The organism is Rhodococcus sp. (in: high G+C Gram-positive bacteria) (assembly GCF_049286785.1).
In the GTDB taxonomy this organism is placed as follows: Bacteria; Actinomycetota; Actinomycetes; order Mycobacteriales; family Mycobacteriaceae; genus Rhodococcus_F.
In genome coordinates this window covers 1-20,980 of record NZ_JBAQEO010000903.1, presented here as the reverse complement: position 1 = coordinate 20,980, position 20,980 = coordinate 1, and the positions used below count along the sequence as shown (strand labels likewise).

Here is a 20,980-nt window from a genome sequence, read left to right as displayed (position 1 = left end):
ATGTCATCCACACATTGGAGTGATGAGTTCGATGCCCGATCACATTCTCGGAGAGGGTTTGCAGATCCTCGTGGACGGCAGGCCCGCGTCCGCTCCGCTGCGTGACAAATTGTCGGTAGCCCAGAAGCTCGTGCGCCACTTCGCCGACAACGTGACGCCGTGCGGTTCGCTGCCCGGTAAGCAACTCCAGAACGACGTCACGGATTTCACGATCCTGTGCCTCGGTCTCGGGATCGAGATGCTCGACCGCGGGATCACTCCCAACGAGGAGGACCTCGCGGACGTGCGCGGAACATCCGCGCGATGGGCGCGCGAGGGTTTCCCTTTGAAACTCGTGCTCCGTATCCTCCATGAAGGCATTCGGCAGGCCGGTGAACTCGTGTCATCCAATGCGCGCGAGGAGGACATGCCCGAGTTGCTCGTCATCCAGCGGGTGATGTTCACGCTTCTCGAAAGCGTCACCGTGGCCGCCACGACCAGTTATGTGGACGAACTCGAGGTACTCCACAGCGAGCGGGACTGCGCTGCGGTCAACTTGGTCAATGCACTGCTCAGCGGCCGTGGAGCCACCGCGGCCGCCAGGCATGCCGGTGTGGAACCGGCCGGCGAATATGTTGTTCTGGCGCTGGCGATTCCGCCGCATCCCGCAGAGACGGTGACCCACCGCCGCAAGGCAGTCGTGGCACGTCAGAAGCTGCGCCGACTACAGGCGGAACTGGCCGCGGTCACCGACGACGCAGCGCTGTGCTCGCTCAGTCCCGAGGGTGGGACCGTCCTGTTACCCGGCCCCCGGGAACGGACGTGGACGATGTCGCTCCTCGATCGGATGGGGGCTGTAGCGGAGGTTCCGCTGACTGCCACGGCCACCCGGGTACGTGCGGCCGAGATCGCCGCAGCCGCCGAACAGGTCCACGAACTCCTCGATCTGGTGCATCAACTGGGCTTGGAGCCCGGGTTGTACGAGATGGACGACTTGGCTCTCGAGTATCAGCTCACCCGCCCGGGCCCCGGACGAAGTCATCTCGCCGGTCTCCTCGATCCGCTGCAGGGCTCGCCGGAGTTGATCGAGACACTCGAGGTGCATATCGGGCATGACCTCAATCGTCAGCGCACCGCCAAGAAGATGCATCTGCACACCAATACGGTGGACTACCGGTTGAAGAGGGTGGCGCAACTGACGGGCTGTGATCCCACCAGGCCTTCCGGGCTGCGCCGGATTCAGGCGGCGCTGGTGGCTCGTCGCCTCGAGGTCGCTCGACCTGAGCGCTGAACCCCGCCTCGGCGAGGATCCCCGGGACATCGCGAACGTGTTCGTCACCGCCCTGGCTGCTTGCGGGCGGAACCAGCGGCGGTGCCGCGGTGGTTCCGTATGCGGGTGTTGAGGAATGCGAGCGCCGTGATCCCGAGGAACAGCACGCAGGTGGAGATCAACTGAATCCGGGCGTCCGTGTCGAGGAGCATGAGCAGCACGAAGCCGCCGAGCATGGACAGCGTGCCGTAGCTGAGCCACGGGAACAACCACATACGGACCGTCAGCTTGCCCTCGCGTTCGAGCCGCGGCCGCAGCCGCAGGTGCGAGACGACGATGAAGATCCAGATCACCAGCAGGGCCGACCCGACCGCGTTCAGCAGCAGTCCGAGCAGGTCGTCCGGTAACCACCAGTTGAGCAGCACGCTCACGAAACCGAAGAACACCGACAGCAGCACGGCGCCCACCGGCACCCCGGAGCCGGAGAGCCTCGCCATGACAGCGGGGCCGTCGCCCCTGCGGGCGAGGGAGAACGCCATCCGTGAGGTGCCGTAGATGTTGGCGTTGAAAGCCGACAGCAACGCGACCACGACGACGAGTTCCATGAACCCGGCCACGTACGGGATGTGCGCCTGGTTCAACACAGACACGAACGGACCGCTCTTCAGCTCGGACGAGTCCCAAGGCAGGACCAGGACCATGATCGAGATCGATCCCAGATAGAAGACACTGATCCGCCAGACGATGCTGCGCACGGCGGTGGCGATCGACCGTTCCGGATTCTCCGACTCCGCTGCCGCGATGGTCACGATCTCGATGCCGCCGAAGGCGAACGCCACCACCAGGAGTCCGGCGGCGACACCGGCGAATCCCTCGGGCATGAACCCGCCTCGGCCGAACAGGTTGGTGGCCCCCACCGGTTGGGTGTCGGGCAGCAGGCCGAACACCAGCAGTACCCCGACCACCAGGAAAGCGATGATCACGGTGACCTTGATGGCGGCAAACCAGAATTCGAACTCACCGAAGTTACCGACCTTGGCGAGGTTGACCACGGCGAAGAAGATCACGAAGACGAGGGCGACCACCCACTGCGGCATGTCCGGCAACCACTGGCTCACGATGCCCGAGGCGCCGGTGATCTCCGCCCCGAGCACCATGATGAGCATGAACCAGTACAGCCAGCCCATCACGAACCCGGCCCACGGTCCGATGCCGATCCGCGCGTAATGGGAGAAGGATCCGCTGGCGGGTATCGCGGCTCCCATCTCGCCGAGCATCCGCATCACGAAGACGACGATCAGCCCGGCGAGGAAATAGGAGACGAGAACGGCGGGGCCGGCCGTCGCGATGCCGACACCGGTGCCGAGGAACAGGCCGGCACCGATGGCGGAGCCGAGACCCATCATCGTGAGATGACGGACCTTCAGGCCCTTCCCGAGGTTGCCGGTCGAATCGGTGGTGGTGCCGGTCGTGCGTGCGCCCACTACTGTCAGTCGTTTGCGTGTAATGCTGCGTTCAACTCCACGCCGGTGCCCTTCCACGGCACCACCTCGACGGCACCGGACACCGAGTTCCGGCGGAACAGCAGGTTCGACTTGCCGCTCAGCTCCTTGGCCTTGATCACCGTGCCGTCCGGGCCGGCGACCTTGGTGCCGGCGGTGACGTACAGGCCCGCCTCGAGTACGCAGTCGTCGCCCAGGGAGATGCCGAGGCCGGAGTTGGCACCGAGGAGGCAGCGCTTGCCCACCGAGATGACCTCCTTGCCACCCCCGGAGAGGGTGCCCATGATCGATGCGCCGCCGCCCACGTCGGAACCGTCGTCGACTACGACGCCACCCGAGATGCGGCCCTCCACCATGGAGTTGCCGAGCGTGCCGGCGTTGAAGTTGACGAAGCCCTCGTGCATGACCGTGGTGCCGCTGGCCAGGTGAGCGCCGAGACGGACACGATCGGCGTCGGCGATCCGGACGCCGGAGGGCACCACGTAGTCGACCATGCGGGGGAACTTGTCCACACCGAAGACGGTGACGGCGCCGCGAATCCGCAGGCGGGATCGCACGGTCTCGAAGCCTTCGACGGCGCACGGCCCGAAGTTGGTCCACACCACGTTGGCCAGGAATCCGAAGATGCCGTCGAGATTGACGCCGTGCGGAGCGACGAGGCGGTGGGAGAGAAGGTGCAAGCGCAGGTAGACGTCGTGGGCGTCGGCCGGCGGTGCGGAGAGATCGGTGATGGTGGTGCGGACCACGATCTGCTCGACCTCACGGGCCTCGTCCGGTCCGGCGAGAAGGGCCAGATCGGAGGGGATGTCGGCGCCCTCGACGCGTACGGTGCCGGCCTCGTCGAACGACCCCAGTTCGGGCGCCGGGAACCAGGTGTCGAGGACCGTGCCGCCGACGGTCACGTTGGCGATGCCTACTGCGGATGCTCCCTGTGTGCTCACGACACCAAAGGTTACTGCCTCATTACTCGGAGATTCCTGCGCGGTGGTACCGGGCTGAAAACTGTGCGCGTCCCAGTTGGCTGCGGAAGCATGCAGCACCGACCTTTTCGGTGGACGGGTCTTCCGTCCGGACGCGGGCTGTATTGCGTGCGGTGGTTTCGGTGGACGAGCAGTGTCGACGCCTGGTTAGGGTGTATGCGTGAGCACACTCGACCTGCACGCCGACCCGATCGACCTCACCGCTGCTCTCGTGGACATTCCGAGCGTTTCCCGGGACGAGTCGGTGATCGCGGCGGCCGTCGAGGCGGCGCTGCGCGAACAGACCACCGGATTCGAGATCATCCGTGACGGTAACGCCGTGCTCGCCCGCACCGCTCGGGGGCTGCCCAGCCGGGTGATGCTCGCCGGCCACCTCGATACGGTTCCCATCGCAGACAACGTGCCGTCACGGCGAGAGGGTGAGTTCCTGCACGGATGCGGCACGGTCGACATGAAGTCCGGCGACGCGGTGTTCCTCCATCTTGCGGCCACGGTCGAGAACCTCGCGCACGATCTGACTCTGGTGTTCTACGACTGCGAAGAAATCGCGGCCGTTCACAACGGGCTCGGTCGGATCGAACGCGACAACCCCGACTGGCTGCGAGCCGATGTCGCGATCCTCGGTGAGCCGACGGGCGGCTTCATCGAAGCGGGTTGCCAGGGCACACTGCGTGTCACCCTCACCACCCGGGGCACCCGTGCCCATTCCGCGAGATCGTGGCTGGGGGACAACGCGATCCACCGATTTGCACCGGTTCTGCAGCGGCTCTCCGACTACGTTCCGCGGTCGGTGGACATCGACGGCTGCGTCTATCGCGAGGGTCTGTCCGCGGTCCGGATCGCGGGCGGGGTGGCCGGGAATGTGGTTCCCGACGCCGCCGAGATGGACGTGAACTTCCGTTTCGCACCCGATCGCACTGCCGAGCAGGCCGTCGAGCACGTGCGGGAGGTGCTGGACGGGCTCGCGCTCGGGTTCGAGGTGACCGACCTGTCCCCTGGCGCCCTTCCCGGACTGTCCGACCCGGCCGCGGCTGCGTTGATCGAGGCGGCCGGCGGCCGGTTCCGGGCCAAGTACGGGTGGACGGACGTGTCGCGCTTCTCCGCCCTGGGCATTCCGGCCGTCAATTACGGCCCCGGTGATCCCAATCTGGCGCACAAGCGGGACGAGCACGTTCCGGTGCGGCAGATCACCGACGTCGCGACGGTACTGCGCGCCTATCTCACCGCCTGACCACCACGCCCGCCCGATAGCCTTGGGCGCATGGCACCTGAGAAGAACACTCGCGGTCGGACGCCTGCGCCGGTGAAGCACCGGGGTCCGGTGCAGCTCCGGAGAGCCCTCGCTGACGAGGGTTCCACCACCGACGAGCGACTGCTCGACGAGCGGGGGTCGACGGACTGGGTGCACACCGACCCCTGGCGCGTGCTGCGAATCCAGAGTGAGTTCATCGAGGGCTTCGGCGCGCTGGCGGAGGTTCCGCGTGCCGTCACGGTGTTCGGATCCGCCCGAACCACCGAGGACCACCCCGAGTACGAGGCGGGACGCGCGTTGGGGGCGGGACTGGCGGCGGCCGGGTTCGCGGTGATCACCGGCGGTGGCCCCGGCATCATGGAGGCGGCCAACCGCGGAGCCTGCGAAGCAGGCGGCTACTCGATCGGGCTGGGAATCGAGTTGCCGTTCGAGCAGCGACTCAACGAGTGGGTGGACCTGGGTATCAACTTCCGTTACTTCTTCGCGCGCAAGACGATGTTCGTCAAATACTCGCAGGCGTTCATCTGCCTGCCCGGTGGGTTCGGGACGCTCGACGAATTGTTCGAGGCATTGACGCTCGTGCAGACACGGAAGATCACCCGATTCCCGATCGTGCTGCTGGGAACCGAATACTGGGCAGGGCTGGTGGACTGGCTACGGAAGTCGCTCGAGGGTACGGGAAAGGTGTCGGGGGAGGACGTGAGTCTGTTGCATGTCACGGACAGTGTGGACGAGGCGGTGCGGATCGTGGTGGAGTCGCAGCAAGGCGTCGACGAAGCGGTGCTGATGGGGAAGGGCGACATGCTGTGACCCGAGAAACCGCTGCACCGCAACCATTCTCGGTGTGTGTCTACTGTTCCTCCGGACCTGTCGACGACCATTTTCTCCAGTTGGCCACCCAGGTGGGAACCGAAATCGGCAAGCGTGGTTGGCAACTGGTGTCGGGTGGCGGCAATGTCTCGATGATGGGCGCGGTGGCCGAAGCCGCCCGGGCGTCCGGCGCCACGACAGTGGGTGTGATTCCGAAAGCGCTGGTGCACAGGGAGGTCGCCGACGTGGACGCGGACGAACTGGTCGTCACCGACACGATGCGTCAGCGCAAGCAGGTGATGGAGGACCGGGCGGACGCGTTCGTCACCCTGCCCGGCGGTATCGGCACGCTCGAGGAGCTTTTCGAAACCTGGACAGCGGGGTATCTGGGAATGCATGACAAGCCTGTCGTCCTGCTCGATCCCGTCGGCCACTACACCGGACTGCTCGAATGGCTCGAGGGTCTGCGGGGCGGCGGGTTCGTGTCCCGGCGTGCACTCGACAGGCTGGTGGTGCACACCGAGGTCGGGGCAGCGCTCGACGCGTGCCTACTCTGACCCCAAAGGTTGTTACCGTGCAGTAAGGTGACTTGACTCATACCGCACGCTGAGGGGAAGTCATGCGATCTGAAGCCCGTTCAACGATCACTTTGGTAGATCTCGCCCTGCGGTTGCCGGCCATGATTCCGGAATTACCGCTCATGGCGAAGGGGGCGGTCGGGCTTCTCCGGACGCCGGACGCCAAGGAGTCCGTCGGGCTCGTCTTCCAGCGCGTGGCGGCAGCGCACCCCCGTCGCGATTTTCTCCGGTTCGAAGGCGAGTCGATCAGCTACGCGGACGCCAACGCCCGCGTCAACCGCTACGCCCATGCGCTCGCTGATCTCGGCGTCGGGAGAGGTGACGTCGTCGGCATCCTCGGTAAGAACACACCGGAGACTCTGCTGGTCACCCTCGCGACGGTGAAACTCGGCGCGGCGGCGGGAATGCTCAATCACAATCAGCGCGGCGGTGTACTGGCGCACAGCATCTCCCTGTTGAACGGCCGGCTCGTGGTGGTGTCCGAGGAGTGTTGCGAGGCCGTCGACTCGCTCGACGAGCCGCCGGCGGTGGACTCGGTCGTATACGTCGACGACCTGAACAACCTCGCCGAGAAGGCCGACGACGACAATCCCGCCGTCTGCGCGGAGATCCAGGCACGGGAGAAGGCGTTCTACATCTTCACCTCAGGCACCACCGGACTCCCCAAGGCGAGCCTGATGAGCCACTTCCGGTGGCTCAAGAGCATGTCCGGACTCGGGAACCTCGGTGTACGGCTCCGCGGCAGCGACACCCTCTACTGCTGCCTGCCGGTTTATCACAACAACGCGCTGACGGTGTCGCTGTCCGCTGTGCTGGGATCAGGGGCCACGCTCGCGCTGGGCCGCCAGTTCTCGGCGTCCAAGTTCTGGGACGACGTCGCCCTGAACAGGGCCACCGCATTCGCCTACATCGGTGAGCTGTGCCGCTATCTTCTCAACCGGCCCGAGAAGCCCGGCGATCGGGACAACGGAATCCGGCTGATGGTCGGGAACGGACTTCGGCCCGAGATCTGGTCCGAGTTCACCGAGCGATTCGGAATCTCACGCGTTGCCGAGTTCTACGGTGCCAGCGAATGCAATATCGCCTTCGTCAACGCACTCAACGTGGACAGGACGGCCGGGATCTGCCCGCTGCCCCACGCGGTCGTCGAGTACGACGAGGACAGCGGCGAACCCCGGCGGTACTCCGACGGCAGGCTACGCAAGGTGACGATCGGACAGGTCGGACTCCTGCTGTCGAAGGTGACGGACCGGTCCCCGTTCGACGGATACACCGACGAGGAAGCCACCGACAAGAAACTCGTGCGCGACGCGTTCGCGGACGGCGACTGCTGGTTCGACACCGGCGACCTCGTGCGCCGTCAGGGTTGGGCGCACGTCGCATTCGTGGACCGGCTCGGTGACACGTTCCGCTGGAAAGGTGAGAACGTGGCCACCACGGAGGTCGAGGGCGCGCTGCTCGCGCATCCGGCCATCGAACACGCCGTCGTGTACGGAGTCGAGATTCCGGGGGCCGACGGCCGAGCAGGAATGGCCGCGGTGACGCTGAACGACGGCGAGAAGTTCGATGCCACCGGTGTCGCGGCGTTGCTGTTCGACAAGCTGCCCTCGTACGCTGTGCCGCTGTTCATCCGCATCGTCGATTCACTCGAGCAGACGTCGACGTTCAAGAGCCAGAAGGTGCAACTGCGCAAGGAAGGGTACGAGGTCGACGACGTCTCCCGACTCTACGTCCTGGTGAGCCGCAGCGAGGGATACCGGCAGTCGTACGGCGACTACGTCGGCGAAATCGCCAAGGGTGTGCTCCCGAAGGCATAGGTGCCCGGCAGGTGGTGGTTCCCCCTGCGTGTCAATATTGGGGGCATGGCCGAGACCCACGCACAGTCCGCGCTCGACCACCCCTCGTCCACCCTCTGTGGGCGACCGGTGGCGGTCGACCGCGCGCTGGTCATGGCCATCGTGAACCGCACACCGGACTCGTTCTACGACCGTGGTGCCACGTTCACCGATGCTGCCGCGATGGCCGCCGTCGCGCGGGCGGTGGACGAGGGTGCCGATCTGGTGGACATCGGTGGTGTGAAGGCGGGGCCGGGGGATGAGGTCGACGCTGCCGAGGAGATCCGGCGTGTGGTGCCGTTCGTCGCGGCGATACGCGCGCGCTATCCGGAACTGCTCATCAGCGTCGACACATGGCGGAGCGAGGTGGCGCGACGGGCGCGGGCCGAGGGGGCAGACCTCGTCAACGACACCTGGGCCGGCGCCGATCCCGAACTCGTGGAGGTCGCCGCCGAGACCGGTGCGGGCATCGTCTGTTCCCACACCGGCGGGGCGGTACCCCGCACCCGTCCGTTCCGCGTGCGCTATACCGACATCGTCGCGGACGTGCTCCGTGAAGTGGTGACGGCCGCCGAGCGTGCCGCCCGTCTGGGTGTGCCGGCCGACTCGATCCTCATCGACCCCACACACGATTTCGGCAAGAACACCTATCACGGGCTCGAGTTGTTGCGTCGGGTGGAAGATCTTGTTAACACCGGATGGCCAGTGCTCATGGCGCTGAGCAACAAGGACTTCGTCGGGGAGACTCTAGGGGTGGATCTCGTCGATCGGTTGGAGGGAACATTGGCAGCGACAGCTTTGGCCGCCGCAGGAGGCGCCCGGGTCTTCCGGGTCCATGAGGTTGCCCCCACGCGACGAGTGGTGGACATGGTGGCCGCCATTCAGGGCAGGCGCGCACCGGCGCGCACGGTGCGGGGGCTGGCATGAGTGCCCTGGGGGAGCGCGTCTCCCGCGCACTGCTGGACGAACCGCGCCTTCCCCGGAGTTGGGCGGACGCGAACAGCTGGGACCAGCCGCACTGGAGCATCGAGGAACTCGAGCGTGCGAAACGGGGGCGGACCGTCTCGGTCGTTCTCCCCGCGCTCAACGAGGAAGAGACGGTCGCGGCGGTCGTCGACACCATCCGTCCCCTGCTAGGCGGTCTCGTGGACGAACTGATCGTGCTCGATTCCGGGTCGACGGACCTCACGGCCGAGCGGGCCCGCGCTGCGGGTGCCACCGTCATCAGCCGTGAGGAGGCGGTACCGGCGTTCCCGCCCGTCGCGGGAAAGGGCGAGGTGCTGTGGCGGTCGATCGCCGCAAGCACCGGGGACATCATTGCCTTCGTCGACTCGGACCTCATCAATCCCGATCCGGCGTTCGTACCCAAACTGCTGGGACCACTTCTGACCGTGGACGGTATTCATCTGGTGAAGGGTTACTACCGCCGCCCGTTGCGTCTCAGCGGATCCGAGGATGCGAACGGCGGTGGCCGTGTCACCGAGTTGGTGGCCCGGCCGTTGCTCGCCTCCCTGCGACCGGAACTGACCAGCGTCCTCCAACCGCTCGGGGGCGAATACGCGGGCACCCGGGAGTTGCTGTCGGCGGTACCGTTCGCGCCGGGCTACGGCGTCGAGATCGGTCTTCTGCTCGACACGTACGACCGGCTCGGGCTGGGAGCGATCGGACAGGTCAACCTGGGTGTGCGCAAGCATCGCAACCGCCCGCTGTCCGAGCTCGGGGTGATGAGCAGGCAGATCATCGGAACGATGATGCGGCGCTGCGGTGTCGAGGACTCGGGTGCGGGGCTCACCCAGTTCCTCGTGGACGGGGATTCGTTCGTCCCGACCACCACGGAAGTGGTGCTGACGGATCGTCCGCCGATGAACACGGTGCACCCCTGAGGGTGGAGCCACTCGCACGCGGGTGTCCGGACATCGGTGTCGGAGGTCCGTGACAGGATCGAGGCATGGTGACAGCCCTGCTCTATCTGCTTGTCATGGCGTTTGTCGGCGCGATGCTCTTCCTCGCTGCCAGTGCGGTGTTCGGTCGCTCCGAGGAGCTTGCACCCCTCCCTCCGGGCACCACCCTCACAGCACTTCCCGCGGAGGGAGTCACCGGTGCCGATGTGGAGGCCCTGCGCTTCCAGCAGACCTTGCGCGGATACAAGACAAGTGAAGTCGACTGGGCGCTGACGCGATTGGCACGTGAGATCGACTCGTTGCGTGAGCGGTTGGCGGCACTCGAGGCGGCCGCACACGACCGGCCGGACGGCTTCTCGTGACGGCCACGGACAACCGGGTCCGGTGTGGGTGGGCGGTCGACACCGACGGCACCCGGCTCTACCGCGACTATCACGACGAGGAGTGGGGACGCCCCCTGTACGGGCGGAACGAGCTGTACGAGCGGCTGTGCCTGGAGGCGTTCCAATCCGGGCTGTCCTGGATCACAATCCTCCGAAAACGGGAGGCGTTCCGGGAGTCGTTCGAAGCGTTCGACCCGGAGGCTGTGGCGCGGTACACCGAACGGGATGTCGAGCGCCTGCTGACCAACGCCGCGATCGTGCGCAACCGGGCGAAAATCGAGGCGGCGATCAGAAACGCCCGCGCCACTCTCGAATTGTCGGACACCGATCTGGATTCATTGCTGTGGTCGTTCGCTCCGGCGCCGCGCCCGAGACGGCTCACCACCGTGGAGGAGGTTCCGGCGGTCACGGTCGAATCCACCGCGATGGCGAAGGAATTGAAGCGTCGGGGATTCCGATTTGTGGGTCCTACCACTGCCTATGCGCTCATGCAGGCCACCGGCATGGTCGATGATCACGTGGCCGGTTGCTGGGTTCCGGTCGGTGTCGGAGCCACCGGTGGAACGGGCTAATAGTGACTCCGGTTCCCGGTACTTGTGTCCATAGGGAAGAATGGACCGCACGAGCCTCGTCGATGGTTGGCGAGGCGCCACAATTTGTCGAGGCGCAAGCAGGCAGCGCAGATCTGGAGGGAGCAGAGGATGGCGGCCATGAAGCCCCGGACCGGGGACGGTCCCCTCGAAGCAACCAAAGAGGGACGAGGAATCGTCATGCGGGTTCCGCTCGAGGGTGGTGGACGTCTGGTTGTCGAGCTCACCCCGGAGGAAGCTGCTGCACTCGGTGAAGAGCTCAAGGGTGTCACCAGCTAGTCGAGTGCAGGACTTACAGGGCAGGCCCCGTCGCCGTTCTCGGTGCGGGGCCTGCTTCATGTTCACGAGCCGGGAGGCATACACCGGTGCTGTCTGATGTGATCGACCTGCTGGCGTGTCCGCAGTGCCGGTCCGAGATGGAAATCGACGAGAACGTGGTGGTGTGTGACGCCGGACACACATTCGATGTGGCCCGCCAGGGTTACGTCAGTCTGATGAGCGGGACCGCGAGCAAGTTCGAGGGCGACAGCCCGGAGATGATCGCGGCCCGTGCGGAGTTCCTCGCGGGCGGCAGTTTCGATCCCCTCATGGACGCCGTCGCGGATGCGGTCGTGTCCACCGACCCCGGCGACACGCCGTGCATCCTCGAAATCGGCGCAGGCACAGGCCACTATCTCGCGAGGGTGCTCGATGCGGTTCCCGCGGCACGCGGAATCGGGCTCGACGTCTCGAAGTACGCGGCCCGGCGGATCGCCCGCGCCCATCCGCACGCCGGGGCAGTGGTGGCCGACGTGTGGCATCACCTTCCGGTACGGGATCACGTGCTCAGTCATGTGTTGTGCGTGTTCGCCCCTCGCAACGCGGACGAGGCCTCTCGTGCCTTGCGGGAAAACGGAGTTCTGGTGGTGGTCACTCCCACCGAACGGCATCTCGGCGAACTCGTGGAACTGCTCGGAATGGTCCGGGTGGACGATCGCAAGGTCGAGCGACTCGGCGCCGCCATGTCGGGCAGGTTCGAGCGAACCCGGCACCGAGGTGTGGAGTACCCGATGAACCTGTCGCATGCCGAGGTGACGCGTCTGGTCGGCATGGGGCCCTCCGCGCGTCACCTGACGGCTGATCAGCTCACGACCGCGATCGGGGAACTACCCGAGCCCTGCGTCGTGACGGCCTCGGTCACGGTGTCCACCTACGCCCGGCTCTGACCGGGGACGGTCCTCACCGGCGTGACAGGGCATCGAGATACACGTCGAGAGTCTGCCGGGCGATTGCCGTCCAGGAGAACTCGGCGATTGCCCGCTCCCGGCCCGCCTTACCCATGGCCCCGGCGATACCGGAGTCCGAGGCGATTTCGTTGACAGCGTCCGCCAGCGCCTGCTCGAACAACTCGGGCTCGTACGAGTTGTAGTGCACGAGACGGCCGGTGACACCGTCCTCGACCACCTCCGGGATTCCGCCAACATCGGATGCCACGACCGCGGTCTCGCAGGCCATGGCCTCGAGATTCACGATGCCCAGCGGCTCGTACACCGACGGACATACGAACACGTCTGCCGCCGAGAGGATTTCTCGCACCTGCTCGGCCGGCAGCATTTCACGTACCCAGAAGACGTTGTTCCGGTGTGCCGCGAGAGCCGCGACGGCGTGCTCGGTCTCCGCTGCGATCTCCGGGGTGTCCGGGGCACCTGCGCACAGCACCAGCTGGATGTCGGGATCGAACCGGTGTGCGGCAGCGATCAGGTGCCCGACACCCTTCTGCCGCGTGATGCGACCGACGAACGCCACCATCGGCTCGGCGGGGTCGACGCCGATCCGCTCCAGCGCGGACTCCTGTTCCGGTTCGGCGGGGCCTGCGTGCCAGATCGACGTGTCGATTCCGTTGCGTACCACGTGAACCCGGCCCGGATCAACCGACGGATAGGCGTCGAGAACATCGAGCCGCATACCCGCACTGACGGCGATCACGGCATCCGCGTGCTCCACCGCGTTACGTTCGGACCAGGAGGAGATCCGGTATCCGCCGCCGAGTTGTTCGGCCTTCCACGGCCGCCGCGGTTCGAGAGAGTGCGCGGTGAGGATATGAGGAACGTCATAGAGGGCCGCCGCGAGATGGCCGGCCAGCCCTGCGTACCAGGTGTGCGAATGCACCACGTCGACACCAGCGGCCGCATGAGCCATTCGCAGTTCGGCCGAGAGAGTCGCCAGGGCGGGGTTGGCCCCGGTCAGTTCGGGGTCGGGGACGTGCACGAAGGCCCCTGCCCGCGGAGCGCCCATGCAATGCACGTCCACCTCACACAGCTGCCTCAGCCGAGGAACCAGTTCGGTGACGTGTACGCCCGCACCGCCATAGATCTCCGGTGGGTACTCCTTGGTCATCATCGCCACCCGCACGCGCCCTAACGTATCGGTCCGGGCAGATTCCGGCCACCGCGGCGCGGACACATTCGGGTCTCGGCGACACGGCGGCCGGACCCTTCGCTGGCGGGGGCAGTAACCGCCCGATAGGTTGACAGGTGTGAGGAGTCAGCCACATGTGCTTGGAATCGTGCTCGCCGGCGGCGAGGGCAAACGTCTGTATCCGCTCACTGCGGATCGGGCGAAGCCGGCCGTGCCGTTCGGCGGTGCCTATCGGCTGATCGACTTCGTGTTGAGCAACCTGGTGAATGCGGGGTATCTCCGCCTGTGTGTGCTGACCCAGTACAAGTCGCATTCATTGGACCGTCACATTTCTCAGACGTGGCGACTGTCCGGGTTCACGGGGGAATACATCACTCCCGTACCGGCGCAGCAACGTCTGGGTCCGCGCTGGTACACCGGTAGTGCAGACGCCATCCTGCAGTCCCTCAATCTCGTCTACGACGAGGACCCCGAGTACATCGTGGTGTTCGGCGCCGACCACGTGTACCGGATGGATCCGGAACAGATGGTGCAGCACCACATCGATTCGGGTGCCGGGGTGACGGTTGCCGGAATCCGCGTGCCGCGTAGCGAGGCCTTCGCATTCGGCTGCATCGACAGCGACGAGTCGGGCCGCATCATCCAGTTCCTCGAGAAGCCGGCGCATCCGCCGGGAACCCCGGACGATCCCAACATGACATTCGCGTCGATGGGTAACTACGTGTTCACCACCAAGGCGCTCGTCGACGCCATTCGTGCCGATTCCGAGAATCCGGACTCCGACCACGACATGGGCGGCGACATCATTCCCGCACTCGTGGAGGCCGGCGAGGCATCGGTATACGACTTCAAGGACAACATCGTTCCGGGCGCCACGGACCGCGACAGAGGGTACTGGCGGGACGTCGGAACACTCGACGCGTTCTACGACGCCCACATGGATCTGGTCTCGGTGCATCCGATCTTCAACCTGTACAACCGGCGCTGGCCGATCCGCGGTGAGACGGAGAACCTGGCCCCGGCGAAGTTCGTGCAGGGCGGCCTGGCGCAGGAGTCGGTGGTCGGGGCGGGCTGCATTCTGTCCGCGGCGACCGTCCGCAATTCCGTCCTCAGTTCCAACGTGATGATCGACAGCGGGGCGACCGTGGAAGGAAGCGTCCTCATGCCCGGCGTCCGGATCGGCAAGGGGGCTGTGGTCCGCCGCGCAATCCTCGACAAGAACGTGGTCGTGGGAGACGGTGAGATCATCGGGGTCGACCTCGAGCGCGACCGGCAACGCTTCGCCATCAGCAATGGCGGTGTGGTGGCTATCGGCAAGGGCGTGTGGATCTGACTCGTGTGGATCTGACTGACTAGAGCTTGGAAGCGCAGAGCAGGCCGTCACCGAGCGGGAGGAACACCCGGATCAGCTGGTCGTCCTCCGCGAGCGCCTTCGCAGCCTCCCGGACGGCGACGGTCGCGGCGTCACGCTGGCTCGGGTCCACGACGCGGCCCCCGTGCAGGGCGTTGTGCAACACGATTGCTCCGCCGGGCCGCAGCAGGCGCACCCCTTCGCGAACATACTGCGGGTGGTCGACCGGCGAACTGTCCACGAAGACCAGGTCGTATCCGCCGTCCGCGAGCCTCGGGAGTACGTCGAGTGCGCGGCCGTTGATCAGTCGGGTGCGTGCCGGTGCGATGTCGTTGATCCGGAACGATTGCTTCGCGGCCCGCTGATGTTCGGGCTCGCTGTCGATGGTGGTGAGCACTCCGTCCTCACGCATGCCGCGGAGCAGCCAGAGACTGCTCACGCCGGCCCCGGTTCCCACTTCGACGACGGTCTTGGCGTCGAGCATTCGAGCGAACACCGCGAGGGCAGCGCCGACTGCGGGAGGTACCGGCCCGGCACCGAGGTCGTCCGCCCGCTCCCGGGCCGCACCGAGGGCCTCGTCTTCACGGACAGCCCCTTCCGCGTGGGTGAGTATCCGTTCGGCGTGTGTCTGCACGCACATCAGGCTATCGGGGTCTCGGCATCACCGCTGCGAGGCGCGCCCCTCGAACAATTCTCAGGAAGACTTCAGCTTGCTCACACCCCGCACATAACGCGGTGGGAGAGAGTGAGTACATCGCCAGATCCGACGACCGCACGGCGGGGAGATCATGACGACGACCGGGAAACCCCCCGGCGTCCGGGAACAAATCCGGACTCTCGGGAGTTGTGCTCTGATACCAGGTCGTCTGTGATCTGCGGTCCCGAGTAGGAGGATCCACTTAACTCGATGAACGAACACCAGATGGCTCGAAACGAGCGCCCCACCAGAGGTGCCGATGTTCCCGTGTCCCCGGTAGAGGTGTCGCCGGCAGAGGTGTCGCCGGCAGAGGTGTCGCCGGCAGACCACGCCGAATTGACTGGCACCGCTGTGTTCGATGCCACAGGGAAGAAGTCGGCGATGCCGTCGTGGGACGAACTCGTCCGCGAGCACGGCGACCGCGTGTACCGGCTGGCGTACCGACTCTCCGGTGATGCGCAGGACGCGGAGGACCTCACCCAGGACACCTTCATCCGAGTGTTTCGTTCATTGTCCGACTACCAGCCCGGCACGTTCGAGGGCTGGCTGCACCGCATCACCACGAACCTGTTTCTCGACATGGTGCGACGCCGCAACCGCATCCGCATGGAAGCGTTGCCCGAGGACTACGATCGTGTTCCTGCGGAGGGACCGAACCCGGAAGAGGTGTATCACGATGCCCGGCTCGACGCGGATCTCCAGGCCGCGCTCGATTCACTGGCTCCGGAATTCCGTGCCGCCGTCGTGCTGTGTGACATCGAAGGACTGTCGTACGAAGAGATCGGTGCCACACTGGGTGTGAAGCTCGGAACCGTGCGTAGCCGTATCCACCGCGGCAGGCAGGCGTTGCGAGAGCATTTGGCTGTGAACGGAAAGGTTGACTCCGATCAGATCGGCGTCGGGTAGCTACCAGGAGGGACGAATGACGCAGGGGCGTGTACCTCGCGAGTTTGGCTCCACCGAGCATCTGGCGAGCGAGGCGATCGCAGCCTACGTCGACGGCGAACTGCGGATGACCGCGTATCTACGCGCCGCACACCATCTGTCGATATGCCCGGATTGCGCATTCGAAGTGGACGCCCAGCAACAGGCGCGTCGTGCGTTGCGACGCAGCCGCGACGTGGTGATGCCGTCCGGCCTGCTGGGCCTGCTCAGTCAGATTCCCACCTGCAATCAGACCGAGCGCACCGGACATCATTCTCCTCTCGGCCCCTCCGGAATCGATTCCCCGGTCGCAGGCTCGTCCTCGATTGCCGATCGTCTCTGGTCGCGGCGTCGGCGGCGTTGAGCGGGTCGCACGAAACGACGGCAGTATCCGTGTCCCCCGGAGCATCAGTGATACTTGAGCGGATACTGGCCCGCGTGACCGACGCAGACGAGGGGGACACGACAGCGTGACGGCGGATTCGAAGACACCGGGACCCGGAAAGTCCGGTCCCGACGTCGGCACGGCTGACGCGTCGGGCATCGACCGACCGGACGACGCTCCCAGGCTCGCCCCGAGACCGGTGTACCGGCCCGACGTCGATGCCGCGTCCAGCAAGGCATTCAGCCGTCCCGGTGGTATCACCGGTTCGTTCGCTCCCTCGGCGGTCCGGGGTGAGAGCGACCGCGCAGTCGAAGTGCGTTCACCCGACCCCGTGCTCGCCGAGGCCTTCGGTCGTCCTCCCGGTCAGGTCGACACCATCCAACGGGACCCGCACGAGCGGGCAGCCGAGCCGCCGGTGGAGGCGCCTCCCGCAGACCCGTGGCGCGATCCCGATTCCGGTGTGCAACTCGGTGCTCCCGCGATGCACGCCCGAGACGGCGGTCTTCCGCCCGCCCCCGCCCTCAGCGCACGTGAGGTGCTGTTCGGCGGCAAGGTGGCGCCCCGCGCCCTCGTGGCCCTCGGCGCCATCGCACTGGCGATCGGTTTGGTCGGCGGTCTTCTCGCGGCCGTCATCACGGCGGACCGCAGCTCGCTCACCAGCCGGACCGTCACCCTGGTTCAGGGCGGGAGCGACGAAGAGATGGGACAGTCGCAGGTGGCGCAGGTCGCCGACGCCGTCCTGCCGGCCGTGGTGTCCGTCCAGGTTGCGGTCGGTGATCAGGGAAGTACCGGTTCGGGTGTCGTGATCGACGGAGCCGGATATATCGTCACCAACAACCACGTCATCTCGTCCGCGGCCACCGCGCCCGACGGCGGCAAGATTCAGGTGATTTTCTCGGACGGCACCAAGACCGAATCGAAGATCGTCGGCCGGGACGTCAAGACGGACCTCGCGGTTCTCAAGGTGTCGGCCGATAACCTCACCGTTGCCGAACTCGGCAGGTCCGAGGACGTGCAGGTGGGTGAGGACGTCGTGGCGGTCGGCTCTCCGCTCGGTTTGAGCAAGACCGTCACGCGAGGGATCGTCAGTGCGCTGCACCGTCCTCTGCGTCTGTCGGGTGAAGGTTCCGATACCAACGCTGTCATCGACGCCGTCCAAACGGACGCCGCGATCAATCATGGCAACTCGGGTGGGGCACTCGTCGACGCAGACGGCCGGGTGATCGGTGTCAACACCGCGATGCTCAGCGAATCCGGTGGATCGGTGGGTCTCGGTTTCGCCATCCCCATCGACGACGTCACCGCGGTGGCGCAGACGCTGATCCGGGACGGCGAGATGCATCATCCGGACATCGGGGTCAACGCCCGCACCGTCGTGAACGACAACACCAGTGGCGCGCAGGTGGCCAACGTCCGTTCGGACGGTCCGGCGGCCCAGGCCGGAATCGTCGAGAACGACGTGATCGTGAAGGTGGGGGACCGGACGGTCACCAGCGCCGACGAACTTGTCGTGGCGGTGAACCTGCAGAAGATCGGCGAACCGGTGAAGGTGCAACTGATCCGTGAGGGACGCCTTGTCGACGTCGACGTGACCCCGGTCTCCGACTGACTCGAGGAGTCGCTGTGAGTTCACCTCCTCACCTGGGCACCAGCCTGTCCGGCACAGTAGGCTGACCACGTGTTCGGCAACATTGGTTGGGGCGAGTTCATGGTCCTCCTGGTCGCGGCTCTGGTCATTTTGGGACCCGAGCGGCTGCCCGGTGCGGTCAGTTGGGTCACGAAGTCGCTGCGGCAGGTTCGTGAGTACGCGAGCGGTGCCAGTCAGCACCTGAAGGACGAGCTCGGGCCGGAGTTCGACGATCTCCGCAAGCCTTTGGCCGACCTCAATCAGCTCCGCGGAATGACACCGCGCGCCGTCATCACGAAACATCTTCTCGACGGCGATGATTCGATCCTCACCGGCAATTTCGACAAGCCGGGTCCGGGCGCGACGCCCGGGGGCACCAAGTCGGTCAGCGCCGACCCGGCCGCACCGATCGCCCCGCAGAACAAGCCACTGGCAGCGGGCGAGCGTCCGCCGATCGACATCGACGCCACGTAGGTAGGTTCGCGCACCCGTTCTCGGGTGCGGCTTCTGGTCGCTGGGCCGTCGCGAACCCGCGACCGTCAGAGGTGGCGGGTGGTGTCGATTCCCAATGACATGCCCGCCAGGCCCCGCCTGCGGACGGCCAGTTTCTCGGCAATGTTCAGCAGCGCGACGGCCGCAGGCGACTCCGGGTGCCCGAGAACGATGGGAACCCCGCTGTCACCGCCTTCACGCACGGCCTGCTCGAGGGGGATCTGGCCCAGTAGCGGAACGGTGGCGCCCACGGCCTTGGTCAGACGGTCGGCAACGGCCTGACCTCCGCCGGAGCCGAAGACATCCATGCGGGTGCCGTCCGGCAGATCCATCCAGGACATGTTCTCCACGACGCCGACGATGCGCTGACGGGTCTGCAGGGCGATGGCGCCGGCGCGTTCGGCCACCTCCGCGGCGGCCTGCTGGGGTGTGGTGACGACGAGGATCTCGGCTCCGGGGATCAACTGTGCCACCGAGATGGCGACGTCACCGGTACCGGGCGGCAGATCGAGCAGCAGGACGTCGAGATCGCCCCAGAAGACGTCGGCGAGGAACTGCTGCAGGGCGCGATGCAACATCGGTCCCCGCCACACGACCGGGGTGTTGCCCTTCGTGAACTGCGCGATCGAGATCATCTTCACGTCGTGCGCCACGGGCGGCATGATCATCCGCTCCACCTGGGTGGGCTTGGCATCGGTGCCGAGCATGCGGGGAACCGAGTGCCCGTAGATGTCGGCGTCGAGGACGCCCACCGAGAGTCCGCGGGCGGCGAGCGCGGCGGCCAGATTGACCGTGACGCTGGACTTGCCGACTCCACCCTTACCTGAGGCGACCGCGTAGACCCGGGTCAGGGATCCGGGCTGGGCGAAGGGGATCACGGGTTCGGCGGAATCTCCGCGCAGTGATTTCCGAAGTTCCGTGCGCTGCTCGTCGCTCATCACGTCGAGTTCCACGCGAATGGCCCCGACACCGGGCACGTCGGCGACGGCCTTGGTCACGCGGTCGCTGATCTCGGTCCGCATCGGGCAGCCGGCCGTTGTGAGGTAGATGGCGATGTCGACACTGTCATCGTCCGCGACGACGACACTCTTGACCATCCCGAGTTCGGTGATCGGTTTGCGGATCTCGGGATCTTGGACGCGCGCCAGGGCGCTACGTACAGCGGACTCGCTCAGGACGGACATGACTCAATGGTAGGGATCGTCGTTCAGTGAATGCGCGGCAGGGCCGAGGCGGCAGGCACGATGCCGCTGGCGTAGCCGGCCGACCACGCGAGAACATTGGCCACGTAGGCCGCGGAATTGTTGTAGCGGTGCACGGCCTTGGCCGCCTGGACGGGATCTCGCATGTCCAGACCGCCGTCGCACAGGTACTTGCCGGTGGTCAGTGCCGAGTCGAAGAGATTCTGTGGGTCGGCGTTGCCGTCACCGTTGCCGTCTCCCGCGTAGCGGTTCCAGGTCTCGGGCAGGAACTGGGTCGGTCCGACGGCGCGGTCGTAGTTCGCGTCACCGTCGAGCCTGCCGCCGTCGGTGTCGCGGATGACGGCGTTGCCGGCGAGATGTCCGTCGAGGACGGGGCCGAGGACGGGCTCGAGCATGTTGCCCTTGTCGTCGGTCTTCCCGTCGTACGCGTGCGTGGACTCGACGCGGCCGATTCCGGCGATGAGGGTCCAGTGCATCCCGCAGCCCGGCTGCTCCACGGAGAGGATGCGCTCCGCGTTCTGGTAGGCCGTGACGTTGACGACCGGGATGCCGAGCGCGCCCTGAGCGATGCTCGTGGGGAGTGGCGGAGTGACCTGGACGGGTGCGAGGGCCGGCGGCGCGGCCTCGGGAGCAGGCGCGGCGGCGGCAACGACGGGTGCGGCCTCGGCGACCGCTGCGACGGCCTCGGCCGCTTCCGGTGCGGGCTGTGCGTCCTCGGCGGTGTCGGCGATGCGCGCCGACGAGTTCGCGGTGAGGAACGGAACCTTGGTCGACGCGCCCGCGGTGTTCGCTGCGGTGATCAATCCGATGGGGACGAGTCCGGTG

The 20,980-nt window shown here is 66.3% G+C and carries 22 protein-coding genes; 16 read left to right on the top strand and 6 right to left on the bottom strand.

The features are described 5' to 3' along the window. Positions 1 to 31: 31 nt before the first annotated feature. Positions 32 to 1,270: a PucR family transcriptional regulator gene (locus WAW17_RS32575; RefSeq protein WP_422336961.1), complete on the top strand. Its 1,239-nt coding sequence runs from the start codon at positions 32 to 34 to the stop codon at positions 1,268 to 1,270. 44 nt (positions 1,271 to 1,314) lie between these two features. Here WAW17_RS32575 and WAW17_RS32570 read toward each other — a convergent pair whose 3' ends face one another. Both WAW17_RS32570 and dapD read right to left on the bottom strand, forming a co-directional pair. After that, positions 1,315 to 2,655 (bottom strand): amino acid permease, encoded by a 1,341-nt coding sequence (locus WAW17_RS32570; RefSeq protein WP_422336960.1) that lies wholly within the window; start codon positions 2,653 to 2,655, stop codon positions 1,315 to 1,317. Between the two features lie 83 nt (positions 2,656 to 2,738). Further along, positions 2,739 to 3,692, bottom strand: a complete 954-nt coding sequence (gene dapD, locus WAW17_RS32565; RefSeq protein ID WP_422336952.1) for a 2,3,4,5-tetrahydropyridine-2,6-dicarboxylate N-succinyltransferase — start codon at positions 3,690 to 3,692, stop codon at positions 2,739 to 2,741. 199 nt (positions 3,693 to 3,891) lie between these two features. Between dapD and dapE the strand changes: the two genes are divergently transcribed. The 10 genes from dapE to WAW17_RS32515 all read left to right on the top strand — a co-directional run bounded on the left by dapE (position 3,892) and on the right by WAW17_RS32515 (position 12,285). After that, positions 3,892 to 4,962, top strand: a complete 1,071-nt coding sequence (gene dapE, locus WAW17_RS32560; RefSeq protein ID WP_422336951.1) for a succinyl-diaminopimelate desuccinylase — start codon at positions 3,892 to 3,894, stop codon at positions 4,960 to 4,962. A gap of 30 nt (positions 4,963 to 4,992) precedes the next feature. Beyond that, positions 4,993 to 5,793: a TIGR00730 family Rossman fold protein gene (locus WAW17_RS32555; RefSeq protein ID WP_422336950.1), complete on the top strand. Its 801-nt coding sequence runs from the start codon at positions 4,993 to 4,995 to the stop codon at positions 5,791 to 5,793. Next, the gene (locus tag WAW17_RS32550; protein WP_422336949.1) at positions 5,790 to 6,350 is read left to right on the top strand and encodes a TIGR00730 family Rossman fold protein; all 561 of its coding nucleotides are present in this window, start codon (positions 5,790 to 5,792) and stop codon (positions 6,348 to 6,350) included. The genes WAW17_RS32555 and WAW17_RS32550 overlap by 4 nt, the downstream gene beginning before the upstream one ends. A gap of 62 nt (positions 6,351 to 6,412) precedes the next feature. Continuing rightward, positions 6,413 to 8,188, top strand: coding sequence for a long-chain-acyl-CoA synthetase (locus WAW17_RS32545; protein ID WP_422336948.1), 1,776 nt, complete (start codon positions 6,413 to 6,415; stop codon positions 8,186 to 8,188). 45 nt (positions 8,189 to 8,233) lie between these two features. Then, complete coding sequence (gene folP / locus WAW17_RS32540; protein WP_422336947.1) at positions 8,234 to 9,133, top strand: dihydropteroate synthase; 900 nt, start codon at positions 8,234 to 8,236, stop codon at positions 9,131 to 9,133. After that, the gene (locus WAW17_RS32535) at positions 9,130 to 10,089 is read left to right on the top strand and encodes a glucosyl-3-phosphoglycerate synthase (protein ID WP_422336946.1); all 960 of its coding nucleotides are present in this window, start codon (positions 9,130 to 9,132) and stop codon (positions 10,087 to 10,089) included. The genes folP and WAW17_RS32535 overlap by 4 nt, the downstream gene beginning before the upstream one ends. Before the next feature lie 65 nt (positions 10,090 to 10,154). After that, entirely contained in the window at positions 10,155 to 10,469 is a 315-nt protein-coding gene (locus WAW17_RS32530) for a DivIVA domain-containing protein (protein WP_422336945.1), read from the top strand. Continuing rightward, positions 10,466 to 11,062, top strand: coding sequence for a DNA-3-methyladenine glycosylase I (locus tag WAW17_RS32525; protein WP_422336944.1), 597 nt, complete (start codon positions 10,466 to 10,468; stop codon positions 11,060 to 11,062). Before WAW17_RS32530 ends, WAW17_RS32525 begins: the two co-directional genes overlap by 4 nt. 129 nt (positions 11,063 to 11,191) lie before the next feature. Continuing rightward, on the top strand, positions 11,192 to 11,359 hold the full coding sequence (locus WAW17_RS32520) for a DUF3117 domain-containing protein (RefSeq protein WP_003936084.1): 168 nt from the start codon (positions 11,192 to 11,194) through the stop codon (positions 11,357 to 11,359). 86 nt (positions 11,360 to 11,445) lie between these two features. Next, positions 11,446 to 12,285, top strand: coding sequence for a putative RNA methyltransferase (locus WAW17_RS32515; RefSeq protein ID WP_422336943.1), 840 nt, complete (start codon positions 11,446 to 11,448; stop codon positions 12,283 to 12,285). 13 nt (positions 12,286 to 12,298) lie between these two features. Here WAW17_RS32515 and glgA read toward each other — a convergent pair whose 3' ends face one another. Further along, positions 12,299 to 13,471, bottom strand: a complete 1,173-nt coding sequence (gene glgA / locus WAW17_RS32510; protein ID WP_422336942.1) for a glycogen synthase — start codon at positions 13,469 to 13,471, stop codon at positions 12,299 to 12,301. Between the two features lie 124 nt (positions 13,472 to 13,595). Between glgA and glgC the strand changes: the two genes are divergently transcribed. Next, a complete protein-coding gene (gene glgC / locus WAW17_RS32505; protein ID WP_422336941.1) occupies positions 13,596 to 14,810 on the top strand; it encodes a glucose-1-phosphate adenylyltransferase in 1,215 nt (404 codons plus the stop codon). 19 nt (positions 14,811 to 14,829) lie between these two features. On the opposite strand, the gene WAW17_RS32500 is transcribed toward glgC, so the two are convergent. After that, entirely contained in the window at positions 14,830 to 15,468 is a 639-nt protein-coding gene (locus WAW17_RS32500; RefSeq protein ID WP_422336940.1) for an O-methyltransferase, read from the bottom strand. Between the two features lie 282 nt (positions 15,469 to 15,750). Between WAW17_RS32500 and sigE the strand changes: the two genes are divergently transcribed. The 4 genes from sigE to tatB all read left to right on the top strand — a co-directional run bounded on the left by sigE (position 15,751) and on the right by tatB (position 18,935). After that, a complete protein-coding gene (sigE, locus tag WAW17_RS32495; protein WP_422336959.1) occupies positions 15,751 to 16,431 on the top strand; it encodes an RNA polymerase sigma factor SigE in 681 nt (226 codons plus the stop codon). Between the two features lie 16 nt (positions 16,432 to 16,447). Beyond that, on the top strand, positions 16,448 to 16,813 hold the full coding sequence (locus WAW17_RS32490) for a zf-HC2 domain-containing protein (protein WP_422336939.1): 366 nt from the start codon (positions 16,448 to 16,450) through the stop codon (positions 16,811 to 16,813). A gap of 106 nt (positions 16,814 to 16,919) precedes the next feature. Then, positions 16,920 to 18,443: a trypsin-like peptidase domain-containing protein gene (locus WAW17_RS32485; protein ID WP_422336938.1), complete on the top strand. Its 1,524-nt coding sequence runs from the start codon at positions 16,920 to 16,922 to the stop codon at positions 18,441 to 18,443. Positions 18,444 to 18,512: 69 nt separating this feature from the next. Continuing rightward, positions 18,513 to 18,935: a Sec-independent protein translocase protein TatB gene (gene tatB, locus WAW17_RS32480; protein ID WP_422336937.1), complete on the top strand. Its 423-nt coding sequence runs from the start codon at positions 18,513 to 18,515 to the stop codon at positions 18,933 to 18,935. 65 nt (positions 18,936 to 19,000) lie between these two features. On the opposite strand, the gene WAW17_RS32475 is transcribed toward tatB, so the two are convergent. Together WAW17_RS32475 and WAW17_RS32470 are read right to left on the bottom strand one after the other, a co-directional pair. Further along, positions 19,001 to 20,137 carry an Mrp/NBP35 family ATP-binding protein gene (locus tag WAW17_RS32475; RefSeq protein ID WP_422336936.1) on the bottom strand — a complete coding sequence of 379 codons (1,137 nt, stop codon included), beginning with the start codon at positions 20,135 to 20,137 and terminating at the stop codon, positions 19,001 to 19,003. Between the two features lie 23 nt (positions 20,138 to 20,160). Continuing rightward, the coding region (locus WAW17_RS32470) for a lytic murein transglycosylase (RefSeq protein ID WP_422336935.1) at positions 20,161 to 20,980 on the bottom strand (820 nt) is incomplete at its 5' end.